The following is a 19,352-nucleotide window of genomic DNA, read 5'->3' as shown; positions in this document are numbered from 1 at the left end:
AAATGTATTATGGCAAAAAAGAAATTATCGGCACCAGAAATTGTTGATAAAATTTTTGGTGTAGGACAAAATTCACTTTGAAAAACGAAACGTTTTATCAGTTTAATTTCTAGTGTTATATTATTAAGTACAACTGGAATTATAATAGGATGTTTTTTAGGATTCCAAAATAACAATGTACAAAATTATTATCAATTTGATGATAAGTATTTTAGTACCAAAGAAGCAGCTGTTGCGTATGCAATGAGTAGTGCCCAAAAACGAAGTTTTGGTTATAACACTAATAATTATCTTTTTGAAGGACAAGTTTTTAGTACCCAATCAAAATTACATGATTATATTCAACAACGCTTTCCAATTAGAAAAGTTAAAACAATTCGTAATCCAGGCGAATATACAATTAATAGTAGCGGTGAATTATCACGTGACGTTTTAAGTGCCTCATATGAAACCCCAACTACTGTTTATCGTGGGAAAGATGGTAGTGCATATTTAACAAAAGATGAAGCATTAAGGACATTTCATAATTATCAAAAAGTATATAATATCGAAGGGCAAATTCGCTATAATGAATATGAAGCCAGAGAATTATATGAAAATTCTATTAAGAAAAAACTAGAAGATTCGTCAGTTGGGAAAACAACTTGTTATTTACAAGGAACAATTTGTCAAACAGAACAAGAAATTAAAAATTGATTACGTAGTAATCTTAAAAATGGGTTTGAATATCGTGGTCAATATTTTTCTGATTATAACTTTTCAGAATTTTTAACAGTAATGAATAATATTGATGAATATACTGTTAATAAATATGTAAAAGAAGTTATTAATCCAGATAAAAACTCTTATTGAATTTCCCAAGATAAGGGGAATAATACTTTAAATAGTTATTTTATTGGTCCAAAATATGTTGAAACAAGTCAAACCTTACCAGGAAGTTTAAAATTTAAAGAAGTTAGTTCTTTTACACCATCCATTTTCTTTGCTCCATTAGCATTTAGAACAATTGATAGTATTAATACTATTCTCTTTGAAGAAAAAGTTGAAAAATTTAATTGAGAGAAGTTTAACATTATAGAGTATTTAGAAAATTTAAATGAGAAAAATATTGTGTTAGAAGAAAAAGTTGATAATATAAAAAATATAATTAAAATTCTAAATATTTCAAAAGATACTTTAAAGGATGCAACAATTAATTTAAATGATATTAATGATGACAGTTTTACTGATTTTCATAAGTTATTAGTAGGAATGAAACGAATGATAACTTATACTAAAGTATATGCTTCAACCGTTGATAATGCTGCAACAAAATTAGGTGATGCTTTTAAGGAAATTATTGTGGAGATTTTAAACAATAATAAAGATACAATGAGTGTTTTAATGAATTCTGATGATGGAGCCAATGCGCTTCTTGACAATGGTATTTATTTTGATGATGTTTATAATATGTTTTTAAACCAAGGTGCCTTTTTCGAAGATGGTGGTAGTAATCAAAAAATGTGAAACATTGTCCAAAAAATTCAATCATCTGTTGATAACCTAATGAGTGTTGTTGATGGAGCAAATAAAATTGCTGATGGATTTCAAAGTTTGTATCAGAGTAATAACACTACTGATAAACAAATTCAAAGTGGTCGTAATCAACTAAACGAGAACTTAAAAAGAGCAATTAGTAGTTCAACAGGTAAAATTTTAAGTAAATTAAAGTTAACTATCAAATCACTACCAATTATGAATATTTTTAGTGGAATATGAGAATTAAGTAAAACTTTTAGTTTTATTTCATTAAAAACAATGGAATATAAAATTGATAATAGTACTTCAATATACTATGTTACTCCAACCTTTAAATTACCAATTCTTGAATAATACTTTATCTGATTATCTAGGAGTTGATTTTAATGTTTATATGATTGATTATTATGGTGATCAAAAATACTTTATGTCAGAAGAACAAACTTGAAATTATTTGTGAACGCACATTAATTATCAAACACTAAATTTTGATTCAACAATGCAAAGTTTTAAATTTGGGACACAAACCTTTTTCAGCAAAAATGATTTTATAACATGAGTTAATGCAAAGATTATTTCTGTTAAAGGTAAAAAAGATGATCGAAAGGTTGTGGATTAACATGCTAAAAGTTTTCTTATTATCAACATCGTTTTTAACAATAAATCCAATGGTAATCACCAGTATTTATTATACTGTGGTTGAACCAACAAATAATTATATAATTCCTCGTGATGTTCTTCGCCAAGATATTTTAGCAAAACGAGTTTATGGTGGGCAAATTAATTATCATGAATATGATGGCCAAACTTTTCATTCTGATGAAGCATTAAATGAATATTTATTAAAAAATAATAAAGTAACAACTGTTTTAACATCATCAAATCCAAATCAAATTATTAAGAACTATGAACATATGACCTTGGATAGCAAGAAAATTTATGATGTTGATTTAAATAATTTTCAACAATTATATCGTGATGCTTTTGGCAATGTAGCATATAGTCGCCAAGATGCTTTAAATACGTATACTAATGCCGGATTAGTAAAAGCACAATATAGTTATGATGGCTTTTATTGATTTGATACTCCTGAAGAAGCAAAAATTAATGAAAAATATAAGATGAAAATTAATAAGTCATTATATTATATTTATAATAATCAATATTATAATGCTTTTAATGACCAAGATATTAATACGCTTGTTTCGTTAATGGAAGAAGGTTATTATACTAATCTTAACCAATCATTATTAGGAAAACCATTAGTAAATCCAATCATTCACCAAGGAAATAGTAAGTTAATTTATGATTTATTAAAAAAAGATTTACAAAAGGATTTTAATGGTGATTATTATAATGCTGTTACTAAAACAGAAACAAAATATCAGCTAGCCCTTGCGGCAACGGGGACTAATCGAATAACTGCCCAATATTATGATCAAAATAATAAGTTAATAAAGGCTATTGATTATAATGCTGGTAGTAGTTTAACAATTGAATTAACTGGTCTGAACGTTAAAAGTGGACAAGAATTAATTGACTATTTTAAAAATGATACTTGAAACGAAGAATGGGAAGGTCCGCCTTCAATTGGGCGTTATTATAAAACACGTGATTTTACCGGAAGTTATAAAGGTCAAAATGTAAAAATTCGCCTTAATTTAGTGCCACGATGAAGTTATGGTGGTGGAAAAACCCAAGCACCAAGTATCAATGAATACAATATTATTGATCAATCAGTAGGAAAAATTAAGTTATATGCTAATCCGCAACAAAATCATGCCCAGTTTTTAGATGTTACACACGAGAAAAAAGGTGTTTTTTCAAATAGCAATATTACAACAACAGAAAAAAACCAATTTTATGACATTTGATATGACCATTATTTTAATAGTGTTTTAACTAACTTTGGTTCAAATAATAACCGCCAAGTAACATACCATGATATTAAGAATGGTAATTATATTACAAATCCGATTTTTAATAATACGAAAGGTAAGGGATTTATCTATAAAGATAAAGCTTATGATGTTAATAATAGCAAGGGATATAGTCAATCATTAATTCGAAGTTATTTAAATTGAATGCCAATTAAAGCAAAGTTATTAGAGAAGCCAGTTGTTCGTGATGGTCAACAATACTACCAATTACGACCAGATTTTTTAGCAACTGCAGAACAATTAGATAAATTCTTATATTTAGAAGGAAACTTTCAAACAAAATTAATGTATTCATATTCCCCAGACCCTGATATTTCTGATCGTAATGGTCGTATGTTAGCATCAACATTAGAAGGAGCAAAGGAAAAAGAATTAATTAATAAAGACCGGACATTACGAAAACAATACCTTGCTTATGATGTGTTTGGTAATAAAGAAGTAACAACAAGTAGTGCGGAAGAAGCAATTCAACAGTTAACAAATAAAATCCAATTAACATCAAAATTTGTTCATAAAAATGAAATCAAAACTTGAAATGCGAAGGTAAAACGGTCATGAGATTTAATAATTTCTGATGGTCGTTATGTTGTCTATCGGATTGTAGATCCAAATCAAACCGGAAAATTTATTTACTTTCCAGCACAAGACTTAGCATTAGCAGCTATTAAAACAACAGCAAGACTTAATTATATGGTTAATAAATTAGAAAAATCAGTATATTTATATAGTTATACAACACAATCAAAAGAACTTGTTCCCTTTGTTTTTTACGACAATGATGTTGAAAGTGTTATTAGTAAAATTTATCAATATGAACAGTGAACTTAAGTTTTTATGATATTATGTTGATTAGTTAAAGCATATATTAAGAAAAATATAAAGAAAATATAAGGATGAAAACAAAAATTACTTTTTAATAAAAGTAACTTATGTAGATAAACCAGCAATATTTTAAAATTAAAGTTAGTTTTTAACTTTAATTTTTTATTATGTTTTAATTTTATTAACGGTATAAGGTAAATTCTTAAATGTCTATGGTTTCTACTTATATTTTTATTAGGACTTGAAAAATGTATTTTTAATGATACAATGATTAATGATTCTGACTTAAAGTTTTTAGTAGAAATTGATAATAGTCCAGAATTGAGCATAAGCTTAGACTACAATAATTTAGGAAATAAATTATTACTTTATTGAAAGATAATGTCTAGCATATTTAAAATGTTATTAATATAACATTTTATGATTTTTTATTAAGTTAAAATTTAAAAATAATAATACTGTTTTGTAATTAAAAAAAATAAAATAATTATATTGTGGCGATAATACATTATTTACCAAAAGGATAGTTTTTAGTTGCAAAGAATAAATTTAATTATAATTTTAAAATGCAGGGGGTACTAATAAATAAATTAAAATATTAGTACTTTTAAAAGTAATTAAATTTAAAGATGGTATAAGAAGACAAAACACAATGTTGTTGGCGTCTTTTTTTTTTTTTTTTAAAAATAAAAAATTAATTGTTTTTAATTATTAAAAAGTTAGGAAATATTAATGTATTTTAAAAAATTAGTATATTTATTTTTAAGCTGTGAACAAAAATGAATACATAAGGAGAAAAAACAAAATGTACTCGAAAGAATTAATTAATAATTTAAATAAAGATATTAGAGAACATTTTCCCCATTTAAAAGAAATTGAAGAAAATTATAAGATGGTTTTTGATGGAGTTTCACGAATGGTTGTGCTTGATCGCTATGCACAAAAAGATAATGAATTAAAAACATTAAAAGTTAATGATTTGGTATTAACAGTAATTAAAGATGATGGGTGATTCCCAACACGGGGAATTGGTTATGTTGTTGCTGTTGATCGTAAAAATGATTTAGTTGATATTCAAATTGAAGATGATTATACTCATAGTATTGATCAAGCCTTATTAATTAATAATTCAAATAATATAATTCGTAAAAATCTTCATATGGTTGAAAAACCATTAGAAATCTTTTATGAACAAATTGCATGAAGAGTTGGTAATGCTCTTAGTAAAAATGAAAAAGAACAGACACTTTATCGTGAGCATTTTTTTAATGAATTAAAAGCTTTAAATATTATTCCTGCTGGACGAGTATTATATGGTGCTGGTAGTAATAGTGATGTAACTTTCTTTAATTGTTTTGTCATGCCATTCATTCAAGATTCACGAGAGGGAATTTCAATTCATCGAAAAGAAGTCATGGAAATTATGTCGCATGGTGGTGGTGTTGGTACAAACGGTTCAACTTTACGTCCACGAGGAACAGTAGCAAAAAGTGTTGGGGGACGTTCATCCGGCGCAGTATCATGGTTAAATGATTTATCAACTTTAACTCATTTAGTTGAGCAAGGTGGTTCACGTCGTGGCGCTCAGATGATTATGATGGCTGATTGACATCCGGACATAATTGAATTTATTATTTCAAAAATGCAGAATTCTAAAATTTTACGATGATTAAAAGAAAATTCAAAAGATAAATTAATTCGTGATGAAGCAAGTCGCAAAATTAAATTTGTGCCATTATCAGAATTAGATCGTAATCTTTATGAATATGCTTTAAATAATGAAAATCAAATTGATAATAATCGTGTTATCAATGAAGCACGAATAAAGTTAGAAGAAGGAGGTAGTTGAGAAGTAAATAATCCGTCATTTTTATCAGGGGCAAATATTTCAGTTACGTTGACACATAAATTTATGCAAGCAGTTGAACAAGATAATGAATGAAAACTACAATTCCCTGATTTAGATAATTATACAAAAGCGGAAAAAGCTTTTTATGATGAAAAATGAGCAGAAATTGGTGATATTAATGAATGACAAGCAATGGGTTATAAAGTTAAAACATATTATACAATGCGTGCTCGTGATTTATGAGATTTAATTAATTTTTGTGCTAATTATTCAGCAGAACCGGGTATTTTCTTTTTAGATACAGCAAATGATATGACAAATGCAAAAGCATATGGAATGAAAGTAGTTGCGACAAATCCTTGTGGGGAACAACCATTAGCACCTTATTCTGTATGTAACTTAGCTGCAATTAATTTAGCTAATTTTGTTGATAAAACTAGCAAAGAAATTTTATATGATAAATTAAAAACAACTGTTCATACTTGTGTTCGAATGCAAGATGATGTGATTGATACAACACCATATTTTTTAGAAGCTAACCAAAAACAAGCATTAGGAGAACGCCGAGTTGGGTTAGGCGTTATGGGTCTGCATGATTTATTAATTTTTCATGGTGTTCGTTATGGAAGCAAAGAAGGAAACAAAGTTGTTGATAAAATCTTTGAGGTAATTGCAACAGAAGCATATCGTGCTTCAATTGCATTAGGAAAAGAAAAGGGATCATTTCCATTTTTAAAATCACGAGAAAAGTTTATTGAGACAGGATATATGAAAAAAATGCCAGAAGATATTCGCCAAGCAATTTTAAAAAATGGAATCCGTAATTCACACTTATTAACAATTGCTCCAACTGGTTCAACTGGAACAATGGTTGGTGTTTCAACAGGATTAGAACCATACTTTGGGTTTAAATTTTATCGTTCTGGCCGATTAGGAAAAAATATTGAAGTTAATGCTAAGATTGTTGATGAATGATTAAAATATAATCCTGCTTATACGCCAGAAACATTACCAGATATTTTTGTTGCGGCAATGGATTTAGCCCCAGAAGATCATGCTGATACACAATGTGTTATTCAACGTTGAGTTGATTCATCAATTTCAAAAACTGTTAATGCTCCACGTGGTTATTCAGTCAAAGATGTTGAAAAAATTTATACACGATTGTATAAAGGTGGGGCTAAAGGTGGAACTGTTTATGTTGATGGTTCACGTGATTCACAAGTGTTATCGCTAACAACTGATGAAAATCATCCTGCATTAGAACAATTAAATTTAGATACATTGGGAATTGAAGTTGATAATCGCCCAAATAAAAATGTAACAGAAAATGCGAAAGCAATTGGGCAATTCCGTGGAATTAATCAAGATCGAAACATTGGTGCTGAAGTTGGAGATGTTTGTCCAATTTGCAAAGAGGGAACAATGGTTGATGCTGGTGGCTGTGTTACATGTAATAATTGTAATGTACAATTAAAATGTGGGTTATAGAATTTGTATTCATTTAAAAAATCACGGTAATTTATCGTGATTTTTTATTAATTAATAAACTTCTTATTCTTGGCTTGCGCATTTATTTAAATATATTTTTAAATAGGTAAAATAAAGTATCCTAATTTAAAATTTTACATAGAAACTATCTGATATGAAAAAATACCAGTTATTTACCTGGTATTTTTTCATTTTCATTTTGCTCATTACTTAATGTTAGTAACTCATTTTTCTTGTTAATAATTTTTTGTAAATATTTAATAAATTTATTATTAAATAAATATGGTCAATTTGGATATAACACTTGCATTAATTTATAAATAATTGGATATAAAACTGCACAAATAACAGCATTTCCTGTGCCGTGAATAGCATCAAAAACTAAACCTTTAATTCAATATGTTAAACCAACATTAGGGCCATATAAAATAGCAGTTTGAATAGCATATAGCGAACCAAAGATATAGCCCATTAGGGCACAGATAATAATCATCATTCATCATCATCAGTATATTATTTGCTTACAGAGTAACATAATAACTCCATATAAGTTAAAAATAATAAAATACATAATGCTTCAATCGGCAATGCCAAAGTACACCATGTTTAAAGTACAATAAACATTAATAATGCCAAAACCTACTGTAATTGTAAAAAAAACAATACTAAACATTAAAATAAAGGTGACAAATTCAAAGTTTGGTAAGAATGCAAAAGCAATTTTAAGTGCTAATGCTAAACTGCTAAAAAGAGCAATAACGGTCATTTTTAGGGTTATTTTTAAAGTTGCGGGTCAGATATCTTCTTTTCTTATTTTTTTCATTAGAAAAATTTTATTCTTAATTAATTCTTATTGATTAATTTTAGTAATGACAAAACGAAAAACATTGTCAACATTAGGCATTAATTTAAGATAATCAATCCCCGATGAACATGCATTATTTTCATATTCACGACACTCAGGATGAATATGAGCAGCATTTTTTTGATTATTGTCACCACTTTGAATACTAAAATATGCTTCTTTTGGATTGGATAAGGTGATATTTCCAACACGGCTAAGGAAATTTCCTCAAGTACTGTTATTTAAACCAAAATCATCCGGGTATTTACTTAAAACAGCACCGAGATTATTAGCATGTTTAACATTTAACCCTTTAGTAAAAAAAACATTATAGTTTTCATCTTGACCAAGAATTGTTACAGTATAAGTTCCTTCATAACGATTTTGGCGTTGTACCTCATAATACTTAGGAATATAATAGATATTTAAAACAATTGCTGTTAATAGAATTAAAGCTGGCAAAAGATAATATAAATATTTTTTTCATGAGAAATTTTTCATTGCGATAATTCCTTTCAAAAATAACTGCAATAAAAACCCATTCTAGCGGAAAAATTATTTTATTTATGAGGGTAAACTATTATTTAAGAATAATAAATTATTTACTCACAAATATCACAATCCCAGGGATATTTATTTCGTCAGGAGTTAACGGCAGGTCTACTGGCTTAGAATCGTTTTACTAATTGTCTCTTCCCAAAAAAATTTTTTCAGTGAGTAAATACAATGTTCATCATCATTACAGTTGCTGGGACAGCTCAAGATTTACACTCAATTCCCTTTTCAAAACATTTTTAATGTTTACCATTAATTCAAATGAAAGCAGGATGCTTTACCTAGTAATTATAAACTAAAATATTATAAAAATTTATTTTTTAAGGTATTTATTTTTTTAATCTTTATCAATTTTAAAAATAAATGTTGGAACTTTTATAAAATATATTAGAATTATGTTATATAGGAGAGAAAAGATTATGTCAGATATTAAGTTAATTGCTGTTGATTTAGATGGAACAGCTTTAAATTCCAACGGAGAAATGTCCCCGCGTACTTTGCAAGTTTTAAAAGGATTAGCTAGCAAAGATATTAAATTAGTAATTGCAACTGGTCGCCCATTATATCAATGTAAGGATATTGCCGCAAAGTTAGGTTTAACTGATAGCAATGATTTTATTGTTAGTTTAAATGGGTCTGTTGTAACAAATAATGTCACGAAAGAAATTTTGTTTTGTGATTTTTTAAATCACCAATTATTACGAGATATTTATTTAGATGTTATTGAACTTGATTTAGAAACATTAATTATGTTTGATGCTGATCATTCTTCGTTTAATAAAATGCTTTTACATTGTAAAGGATTTGAAGATAAAATAACAAAAGGTTATTTAGCAAGTTTCTCTACAGTTAAAGATGAAGTAACGGCATGTTTATATTCTACTGATTTTAATATTAATGTTAATAAGATTTATATTAGCAGTTATACCCCCGATGTTAATCGGTTTGTAACAAAATGACAAGGAAAGATTGAAATTTCCCAAGAAATCCGCGGGGATCGTTCATCATTAGAAATTACTAGTTGCAATGTTACAATGAGCAGGCCTTGGTGTCGCAATGGGAAATGCTCCTGCTGATGTTAAAACAATTGCTGATTTAGTGACTGATGATAATGACCATGATGGAATTGCTAATGTAATTGAACAAATGTTCTTATCGTAATGCCTCAAATATTAAGATTATTAATACAATAACAAATTTTAATTAAAAAGCATATATTAAATAAATTATCTTGTTTCATTAATGAAAGGAAAAAATGAAGGTAGTTACAAAAAAACCAAGTAAAAAAATTATTATTGATGGTTATCGGCAATTTTGTTTTAATTGATGACGAACATTATTAACCGTTTTATTATTTCCAATTATTATTTTTTGCTCAAAAAAATATGTGCGGGATTTTTTTAATTTTACTCAAACTTATCAACGAACTGGTATGATGACAATGAATTCAAAAAATTTTGATTTTAATAGTTTTGAGGCATATCATCAAGATCTTATTGCAAAAGAATTAAAGCAATTAAATTTTTGTTTTAATACAATAGAAGAAACACAAATGCAAACAATAACGATTTTAAACCAGCAACAAGAATCCATTAGTGCCCTTTATTTGCAATATCCACATTCTCAAAAGTGAGTAATTGGTTTACATGGGTGAACAGAAAACAAGTATTTAGCTTTACGACAAGTTTATTATTTTTATCAACAAGGTTATAATGTTTTAACTTTTGATAGTATTGCACATGGTTTAAGTGCTGGAAAATATAGTGGTATTGGTTATTTAAACGTGCAAAATTTAAGTGCTGTTATTGCATGATTAATAAATAATTTTACAGTCAATGCAATTGGGTTAATTGGAAATAGTATGGGTGCAGCTTGTTTAACCAAATATTTACTAGATCAAGGATACCAAAATCCTTTAGTTAAATGAGCGATTAGTGATTGTGGGTTTAGTAACTTATTAGTTCAATTTCGGTATGTGATGGAATATCGTTATCAACGGTGTTGATGATTAATTAGTTTTGGTTTAAGAAAGAAATTTAAGCAAGAACTTGGTTTTAATCTTCGCCATTATAATTTATTAAAACATCCAAAACGATTAAAAAATTTACCAATGTTAATTTTTCATGGTACTAATGATGATTTTGTTCCTTACTTTATGAGCAAAGAATTTTATCTTCAAAAAATTACATCAGAACCATTGGGGCAAAGTCAGTTGGTCTCGTTATTAAATTTAGGACATGTTGAAGCAATTTCAAAAGGTCATAAAAGTTATTTAGCGGCAATTAAAACATTTTTAGCACAACAAGAAAGGAAACAATAATGAAATTACAAAAAAAATATGGATTTTGGCAAATTCTAGCTTTGGCTATTTCAGCCACATTAGGTTCTTCAATTTTAGTTTCGTTTGGACAAGTTGCTTTTCAAGCACAATTTAATCCAATTTTAATTATTATTGCTTGAATTTTAGGTGGTTTATTAGTTTTACCAGAAATGTTATTATCAGAAGGTGCGACGTCTTATCCTGAAAATGGAACAAGTTATTATTGAATTAAACGAGCAAAATGAAATGCCTGTTCATTTTGATTTGGATGAATTATGGTTTTGTTTGTTAGTGCAACAGCAGTTGCTACTGCTTGCTTAGCTTTTGGTAATATTGTTATGACATTACTAAAATTAGAAAATCAATGATATGGAAAAATGTTTGGGATTTTGATTTTATTTGCTTTAGTTTTAATGCAAGTATTAATTAAAAAAAGTAGTGGTTATTCACAAATTATTTTTGCCTTACTAAAAGGCTTACCAATTGTATTCGTATTAATTATTGCAATGATGTATGGTAATACAGGTAGTTTCACTGATGATACAATTAACCAAAATTTAAGTCAAATTTATTTGTCTTCGTTTTTATTGCTACCAGCAACAGCTATGACAATGTTTGCTTATTCTGGAATGGAAGCAATTACCTATGTTAGTGGCGAAGTTATTAATCCACGTAAAAATATTCCTTGGGCAATGATTATTGCGACAATTATGATTGTAATTCTTTATATCATTTTAGCAATTGGTTTATTAACAATTAATAAACCACAAGCATGAATAGGACCAAATGGATTTAATAATGTTTGATATTATGCTATTATGAATAATCCGGCAATTCCACCAGTCTTAAATTATTTGTTTTCTATTTTAGCAATCTTTATTTTTATGGGTTCATTAAATTCATTTTTAGTGTATCATTCACGATTAATTTTTAAAATGAGTGAAGAAAAAGATTTTTTTGCTTTTTTTCAAAAAACAACAAAACGAACTAATATGCCATATTTAGCAATGTTATTTTTAGTTCTGTTAGCAGTTATTTATATTTTATGAACATCATTATTTAATGTTACAAATTATTTTATTTTAGCAGTTAGTGTTTTAAAATTTATTACAATGCTTAGTTTAATTTATTTACGGATTAATGACCCAAAGTATGAGCCATTATATCGAAAACCACTTTTTATTATCTTAGTTATTTTAGCATTAAGTTCTTGTTTCATTACTTTTATTGGTTCAATCTTAGCAATGTATTATTATGCAAAAAATACCGGTAATATGTGAGAATTATGGAATTGTTTAATTGTATTAAGCGGAATGTTAAGTGGTTATCCACTTTATTATGCAAAAAAATGATGTGTTCAAACATTTAATACTAGAAAACAAAAAAATAATGTTGGTATTAATAACAAAGAAAATGGAGAATCTTTTACAAAATAATCTCTTTAAAAAAAATTTAATGATATAATATTGTTGTTCATATGACAATATAATAAATCTTCCTTTTTTTTCTTTTTAAAATTTAAAGTATGATTTTAGATATTCATTTGAATAAGAAAGGAGGGCAGTAGGAATGTATAATAATAAACCACAACACAGATTTAATAAAAAAAATGAACAATTTATTAACGATGAAAAGTTTTTATTAGCGTCAAAACAACCACAATTAAAAACAGTGACTAGTAAAGATGGACAAATAAGAGATTTATGTGAATTTTGAGTTTTAGATAATGGTGAAGAAGTGCAATGTGTAGTATGAAATGATTTAGCACAAAAATTAATTGCTGAATTTAATCTTGAAAACTTTACAGCAATTACTATTACTTATAAAAAGAATTTTAATGATTTTACTGGTAAAACTCGTTATAGTGTTCGTGATTTTGCTTTTACTAATTAATTCATTCTTTGATTTTAAAGTAAAACAATAAAAACCCTTTTTAAAGGGTTTTTTCTTTGCCGTTATTAATAAAAAGTCTAATATTAAAGGAATTTAAGTTGTGATTTATTTAGTTAATAAGACTTTTTTAGGGAAAAATGTTATAATAATATTAATTGAAAGCAAAAGGATGATATAAAATTTATGGAGAAAACATATTTAATTAAAATATTAGCGAAAAAGGATGCAACTTTAAATTATAAAGCAGCAATGGCTTTAACCCAAAAGGTTTTAGCAGATGAAACTGGGGTTGATGATCCTAAAATTATTTTGCGTTTTAAATGATATCGCCCATCGCAAGAAGTTTTTGAAAGTATTTATTCCACTGCTGTATGAGGAACAAAAATTGCTTTTGAACGTTATCAAGATTTAATTCCTAATATTGCGTTAAAAGATGTTGTTTCTTTCAAAGCTTTATATAAAGGAATTATGAATGTTTTTGTTAAAATTGATGATGAAATCCAAACTTATGGGGAAAATATTATTGCTATTACTGATTATGCTAATTTATTATTAACAATTATTTCAGAAGTAACTAAAACCAATTATATTCGAACAACTTTCCATGATGAACATATTGCTAATTCTAATATTAATCCTTTTTTAAGTCATATTTTAGGAGGGGCAGCATTGGGAATTGCTCGTTGATTTGGCTATCGAATTCTTCATCAAGATGATGGACATGAATTAATTCAAAAATTATATATGATGAATATTGATAAAATTAAGGGATTTGACCATGATAATATTAATGACATTTTATTTTTAATTGAAGATTTATTAAATTATATTGAAAAAAACTCTTATTTTATTGAAGAGTTTACCGAAGCAGATAAATAGAATTGTTTCACAAGGGAGAAAAACTTATGGCAAAAATGAAAAACTTTGTAGATGCAACATATGATAACCAAAATGTTTATTTAATTATTAATAATCAAAATGAGGCCATTATGATTGATGCATCAAATGCAACAAAAAGAGCAATTGAATATATTAAACAAAAAAAATTAACTTTAAAAGCATTATTTATTACACATGGACATATTGACCATTACGATGGTCTTGATAATGTTTTAAAAGAATATCCAGATTTAAAAATTTATATTCAAAAAATTGATTTACGATTATTGTCACAACATAAAGTTGATGATGAAACAGGCGAAATTTTAGGTCCAGGAATTAATTATCCATTAACAAATATTGTTGCTTTAAACGGTGATACTGTTGTTGAAGAAATAGGTTATCATATTGAAATTTTTCATATTCCCGGTCATACAGCGGGAACCCAAATGTTACGAATTAAAGCTCTAAATTTAGTAACAACTGGTGCTAGTTTAATGCCTGATAAAACAAGTCCTGGTTATACAGGAGCTATGTGTAATGATAATTATTTTATTACTGAATTACGTCGTATTACTAATTTAGATGCAAAATGACATGTATTACCTGGGCATAATAAACCATTTCGAATGGCACACGCTCTTGCTGAAAAAGTAATTACATTAGAAGAAGATGCATAAAAGGGGGAAAAGAAAAAGTAGAATAATTCTACTTTTTCTTTTTCCCCTTTATTTATTAAGAAGGCATTATTCTTGCGAGTAATGCATTACATAAGTGTTAAAATATAAATCTTGTGGTTCAAAACCTAGTTTTTGATACCAAGCAACTTGGTTATCTGGTACCACAATACCAACAGTTTGATAATTTGCTTTTTTTGCTTGGTTTAATAAATGAATTAACATTTTCTGTTTATTTTCCGAATTATCGTCCGTGTCAGTAATTCTAATTACAGCAATTGTTGCTTCAAAAAAGAGAATCCCAGTTGTAATTGGCGTTTCATCTTTAGTTAAGGTTACAGCATAGCAAAGATTGGTAACTTGCTCTAATGTAGGATTAGGTTGTGAAGTTGGTAAATCTTTTAATGGTAAATCAGCATCACTAATAATTTTAAGATTTGCTGTAGTTACTAATTTTGGTTTTTTTTCTTCGCAAAACATTGTTAGATCAGTTATCGGATTAAATTTTTCGTTTTTTAATAATTCACTTTTTGTGGTAAATTTTTTTAAATCAATCATCATCCCAATTCCAGTTTGTAAATATGCTAAACCATTTTTTTCAAAAAATGATCGTTCCGCTTGGTTATTATCAACTGTGATTGTACATCAAATAAATGGTGTTTTTTCTGAATAATATTCATCAATAATTTCACCAGCTTTTGCAAATTGCTCTGATGTTGCTAGATGGGAACTAATGACACCGTTAATACTATTCTTTAATTGACGAGTATCAATTTGATAAAAGAAATTGCTACTATCAAGTTTATTTTTTTGTTGCTCATTATCATGCTTTGGGTCAACACTATAGTTAATATAATTTACAACCAACTGGTTTAATTTTTCACTATTAAAATTAAACATTTTGAATCCTCCTTTTATTAGTTATAATTTTATCACTTTTTGGTGTTAGAAGAAAAAAAATTTAAAAAATAGCTTTAAATTTAGTAAAATAATAATACCTACTTGTACTTTATTTAAAAAATGACTAGAATATGTATTATATGATTTGATGTTAAAGGAGTTATGCAATGTTTAGATGAAATCCTCGCGTCCATTTTTATTTACGTTTGGGGGCTTTAATTATTTTAAGTTTATTTTTATTGCTTGATTTAATTATGGCAATTTATTATCCGCAACCAAAGTTTGCGCATTTAGGTTATTGTGAAAGAATTTCTAACTATTATTCTTTTTTTACAACGCAAACTAATTATATTGTTGCTCTATATTTTTTCTTATATTTGTTTGAATCAAAATTTAAAAATACAAAGCCACATTATATTATTCAATTAGCAGTTACAACATACATTACAATTACAATGTTAGTTTTTTGAGTTGGTATTGTTGGTCAAAAAGACCAAGCGGCACAATATCGTCCTTATCACTGGGTAGCAACAGTTATTTTACATTTAGTGATGCCAGTTATAATGATTACAAGTTATGTTTTAACAGCTGGTGATCGTTATTATCATTATGAAGATCATCATAAAAAATATTTATGATTAATTATGTTATATATGGTGGCATATTTAACAGTTATTTTAGTGCGAGGGACTTATCGTCATTTAGATGGTAAAGATCCTAGAACACTTTTTCCATACTTTTTCTTAAATTATTTTGAACCTGGTGGTGAATTTATGGTTGCTACAGCATTAGTCGTAATTTGTGTTGTTGCAGTTTCGTTACAATATTTTTATATTTTCATTAATAATTTATTGTATTTCCGTTATTATCGTAACAAAAATGTTAAAATTGTTCCAATCCAATATGTAATGAAAACGAATAAGGTTACAATCACTGGGTTTGTTATTGGAATCATTGTTTTAGTCTTGAATATTATCATTGATATTATTGTTCTTAATATGGCGCTTATTGTTAGTACTGGTATTACTGAACAAAGTTCTAATATTGATTCTATGATAGGATATGATTTTATTGTCCAATATAAAATTGATAGTCGTGTTTTAATTGCTTTTATTTGTATTGCAGTTTTTGCTTTAATTGGTTTTATTTTTTGTTTTGTTTTTGCTTTAAAAGGTAAAATTGGAGCGCGATTAGCGGGTGCTTTATTAATGATTACTTTAATGTTCTTTACTTGAATTTGAATTATTGGTCCGGTCTTTTGTTTAACTGTTGGCTTAATCTTATTTAATGGTCGTGAAAAAGTAACCGATATTACTCTAGTTGAAGCTCATAATCTCCGTCAACTAAAAAAAGCAGCGAGAGCGCAAAAGAAAACTAATAAATAAGTTAAATTAAAAATGGTGTTGTTACTCACAACACCATTTTTAATTTAAGAATTAAGCAACACTATAATTCATTACTTTTTTTTCTTTTTGTAAAACTAGTAATAAAACAAAACCACTAATTGCTGCTAATAAACCAATGACAGTAATAATTGCTAAACTAATTTGGTTAGCTAGTTTATTAGAAAGATAGCCAGCTTCGGTTCCATAATTTTTTAACAAGAGAGAATCAATTTGTCAAAATCAAGCATCAGGAGAAAAAGCAATAAATGAGATTAAACCAACTGAGGCAGCATATTCTTTTTGACTAATATTAATTTCATAAATTGTTGCTCATCGATTAGTAACTAAGGCTCAACAAATAATTCCTAGCATTAAGTATAGAATAATAATAATACTTTGAATAACTATTTTTCAGGTCTTACTTAATGTTGCAAAAGAAGTTTCGGTATATCCAGGTAAACTAATCGCAGTGATTGTAATAATTGAAGCAAGTGTTAAACCAATGACAATAAATAAAATGTATTTTTGAGTCCGATCAGCTAGTTTACCAGCGGGAGCACTAAATAAAAAGCGGAAAAAATATGTTCGTAAAATTCCAACAACAACAACAATAATTGGAATAATTTTTAAAGCATCTTGCATAAAAGTAACAAAAACACTTAATCCGGATTGATACATATACACACCCATAATTAATAAAGTTACAATTCACAATTTAAAATTCTTTAGTGTTTTACCAAGATCTTTAATATCAAAAGTATTAGTTTGATTAGAATTGTGATTTAAATCAGGAACAAATTTTCATAATAATAAACAATTAATAAAAATTAAACCTGTAAAAATAAAAACTAATGTACTAAACGCTCAATTACCTAATGATGCTGTTCAAATATTTTCAAATAATCAAAAGACTAAATAAGCAAAAGCAATTAAAATTGTTCCGATTAGCCCGTTTAAACTCCCATGAATACCATTTAATTTGCCATTTTCAGCTGGTGTTCCTTGTTCTGAAAGTAGTTTTCATAAGGCGCTTCAAAAAATAAAGCAGGTAATAAAACTTCATAAAGAAAATATAATATATACTTGAATGATTTTTCCACTATTAATAAAGGGGATTAATCCGTATCAAATACTAACAATTTCAATTCCACTTAATCCAAGCAATGTTAATTTTTTTAAATTAAACCGATCAGCAAAATAACCACCAACAAAATAACTTAGTAAAGCAACATAGCCATAAATGGCATTTGCTTGTGAAAATTCAGAAGCAGTGATTCCTAATCCATCAGCAATTTTAACCGAAGAAATAACATTTTTTAAATAAAATGGTACAGCCATCACTAAAACATCAGCTAAAGCTAAGATAGCAATAATATTAATTGTTTTACGACTAAACCTTTTTTTGACTGCTATTTTTCATTTTTTTGTTTCCTTTCTAAAATAACAAATGTTATCTTAAATTAGGATTTAAAGTAGCAATGTCGCTAATATAACCATGAATAAAAGTTTTATCATATAAATTATTAATTGCTTTGACATCTTTATTATTTTTAAAAGTTCAAAGATTTAAGGGAAGATTAAGTTTTTTAATAACTGGTACATTCTTTTTTTGTTTTGCAGTATCAATTGAAGGATGTAAATAATCAAAATGCTGAATTAAATCTTCATCAATATCTTTTAAACTTTCAACTAAATAACCTTTTTTAAATTCCTTATCAAGGGTTGTAATAAATGTTAAAGCAGAATGCCCAAATGAAGAAACAATAATTTCTGCTGTTGTTTTTGTTCTTAGAGTTAATAGGGCATTTTTTAACATTTCAAATTCTTCAGGCGTATAACGGTCAGGTTTGATTTCAACATTAATTAATTGATATTGTTCAGCAATTTTATTTCCAAAATCTTCAATAAATAATGGAGGTAACATTGCTGGATTTTTTACAAAAAAATCAATTGTTTTAATTTCTTGATAAGTAAAACTACGAACTGTTTTGTTAACATTTCCAATTCGTTTAAAATTATGGTCATGAAAAATAATAATTTTTTGATCTTTTGTCATACGAATATCAAATTCAACTCCACGACAAATTTGTAAAGCATTAATAAAATCAACCATACGGTTTTCACCAGCAGGGCTACGAAATCCACGGTGTGCGACTAGCATTGATAAATCCCTTCTTCCTATACAAACATTAAATAAAATATTAGGGTAATAATTTGCTAATGTTCTTTAGCAAATTGACAAATTATGCGTTATTTTTGATAAATGTTGGTAAAAGTAT

General features: G+C 27.2%; 16 protein-coding genes, 1 pseudogene and 1 riboswitch. Of the genes and pseudogenes, 12 read left to right on the top strand and 5 right to left on the bottom strand.

Features of this window, described 5'->3' with window-relative positions:
- Nucleotides 1-9 precede the first annotated feature (9 nt).
- The 4 genes from SPM_RS00445 (at nt 10) to SPM_RS00435 (ending at nt 7,620) form a co-directional block, all read left to right on the top strand.
- Nucleotides 10-1,872, top strand: coding sequence for a hypothetical protein (locus SPM_RS00445; protein WP_004027640.1), 1,863 nt, complete (start codon nt 10-12; stop codon nt 1,870-1,872).
- Nucleotides 1,865-2,137 (top strand): hypothetical protein, encoded by a 273-nt coding sequence (locus SPM_RS06730; protein ID WP_239643281.1) that lies wholly within the window; start codon nt 1,865-1,867, stop codon nt 2,135-2,137. Before SPM_RS00445 ends, SPM_RS06730 begins: the two co-directional genes overlap by 8 nt.
- Before the next feature lies 1 nt (nt 2,138).
- Nucleotides 2,139-4,286, top strand: a complete 2,148-nt coding sequence (locus SPM_RS00440) for a hypothetical protein (RefSeq protein WP_004027638.1) — start codon at nt 2,139-2,141, stop codon at nt 4,284-4,286.
- Nucleotides 4,287-5,085: 799 nt separating this feature from the next.
- On the top strand, nt 5,086-7,620 hold the full coding sequence (locus tag SPM_RS00435; RefSeq protein ID WP_004027637.1) for a vitamin B12-dependent ribonucleotide reductase: 2,535 nt from the start codon (nt 5,086-5,088) through the stop codon (nt 7,618-7,620).
- 169 nt (nt 7,621-7,789) lie between these two features.
- Here SPM_RS00435 and SPM_RS00430 read toward each other — a convergent pair whose 3' ends face one another.
- The gene (locus SPM_RS00430) at nt 7,790-8,443 is read right to left on the bottom strand and encodes a hypothetical protein (RefSeq protein WP_004028825.1); all 654 of its coding nucleotides are present in this window, start codon (nt 8,441-8,443) and stop codon (nt 7,790-7,792) included.
- 27 nt (nt 8,444-8,470) lie between these two features.
- Nucleotides 8,471-8,965, bottom strand: coding sequence for a hypothetical protein (locus SPM_RS00425; RefSeq protein ID WP_004027635.1), 495 nt, complete (start codon nt 8,963-8,965; stop codon nt 8,471-8,473).
- 135 nt (nt 8,966-9,100) lie between these two features.
- Nucleotides 9,101-9,288: riboswitch (cobalamin riboswitch) on the bottom strand.
- A 150-nt stretch (nt 9,289-9,438) separates the two neighbouring features.
- On the opposite strand from SPM_RS00425, the gene SPM_RS00420 reads away from it, so the two are divergent.
- The 7 genes and pseudogenes from SPM_RS00420 (at nt 9,439) to SPM_RS00395 (ending at nt 14,791) form a co-directional block, all read left to right on the top strand.
- Nucleotides 9,439-10,101: an HAD family hydrolase gene (locus SPM_RS00420; protein WP_004027634.1), complete on the top strand. Its 663-nt coding sequence runs from the start codon at nt 9,439-9,441 to the stop codon at nt 10,099-10,101.
- Nucleotides 10,043-10,180, top strand: a pseudogene (locus tag SPM_RS06350) (HAD hydrolase family protein); the annotation flags it as partial. The gene SPM_RS00420 and the pseudogene SPM_RS06350, both read left to right, overlap by 59 nt.
- A gap of 94 nt (nt 10,181-10,274) precedes the next feature.
- A complete protein-coding gene (locus SPM_RS00415; protein WP_004027632.1) occupies nt 10,275-11,339 on the top strand; it encodes an alpha/beta hydrolase in 1,065 nt (354 codons plus the stop codon).
- Nucleotides 11,339-12,775, top strand: a complete 1,437-nt coding sequence (locus SPM_RS00410) for an APC family permease (protein ID WP_004027631.1) — start codon at nt 11,339-11,341, stop codon at nt 12,773-12,775. The genes SPM_RS00415 and SPM_RS00410 overlap by 1 nt, the downstream gene beginning before the upstream one ends.
- 133 nt (nt 12,776-12,908) lie before the next feature.
- Entirely contained in the window at nt 12,909-13,232 is a 324-nt protein-coding gene (locus SPM_RS00405) for a hypothetical protein (protein WP_004027630.1), read from the top strand.
- Nucleotides 13,233-13,415: 183 nt separating this feature from the next.
- Complete coding sequence (locus tag SPM_RS00400) at nt 13,416-14,111, top strand: hypothetical protein (protein WP_004027629.1); 696 nt, start codon at nt 13,416-13,418, stop codon at nt 14,109-14,111.
- 26 nt (nt 14,112-14,137) lie between these two features.
- A complete protein-coding gene (locus SPM_RS00395; protein ID WP_004027628.1) occupies nt 14,138-14,791 on the top strand; it encodes an MBL fold metallo-hydrolase in 654 nt (217 codons plus the stop codon).
- Between the two features lie 66 nt (nt 14,792-14,857).
- Here SPM_RS00395 and SPM_RS00390 read toward each other — a convergent pair whose 3' ends face one another.
- Entirely contained in the window at nt 14,858-15,688 is an 831-nt protein-coding gene (locus SPM_RS00390; protein WP_004027627.1) for a GNAT family N-acetyltransferase, read from the bottom strand.
- 167 nt (nt 15,689-15,855) lie between these two features.
- Between SPM_RS00390 and SPM_RS00385 the strand changes: the two genes are divergently transcribed.
- Nucleotides 15,856-17,073: a hypothetical protein gene (locus SPM_RS00385; RefSeq protein WP_004027626.1), complete on the top strand. Its 1,218-nt coding sequence runs from the start codon at nt 15,856-15,858 to the stop codon at nt 17,071-17,073.
- 51 nt (nt 17,074-17,124) lie between these two features.
- Here SPM_RS00385 and SPM_RS00380 read toward each other — a convergent pair whose 3' ends face one another.
- Together SPM_RS00380 and SPM_RS00375 are read right to left on the bottom strand one after the other, a co-directional pair.
- On the bottom strand, nt 17,125-18,411 hold the full coding sequence (locus SPM_RS00380; protein ID WP_004027625.1) for an MFS transporter: 1,287 nt from the start codon (nt 18,409-18,411) through the stop codon (nt 17,125-17,127).
- 112 nt (nt 18,412-18,523) lie between these two features.
- Nucleotides 18,524-19,234 (bottom strand): glycerophosphodiester phosphodiesterase, encoded by a 711-nt coding sequence (locus SPM_RS00375; RefSeq protein WP_004027624.1) that lies wholly within the window; start codon nt 19,232-19,234, stop codon nt 18,524-18,526.
- Nucleotides 19,235-19,352 lie beyond the last annotated feature (118 nt).

It is taken from the genome of Spiroplasma melliferum KC3 (assembly GCF_000236085.2).
Classification (GTDB): Bacteria; Bacillota_I; Bacilli_A; order Mycoplasmatales; family Mycoplasmataceae; genus Spiroplasma; species Spiroplasma melliferum.
This window is presented reverse-complemented; position numbering and strand designations above follow the sequence as displayed.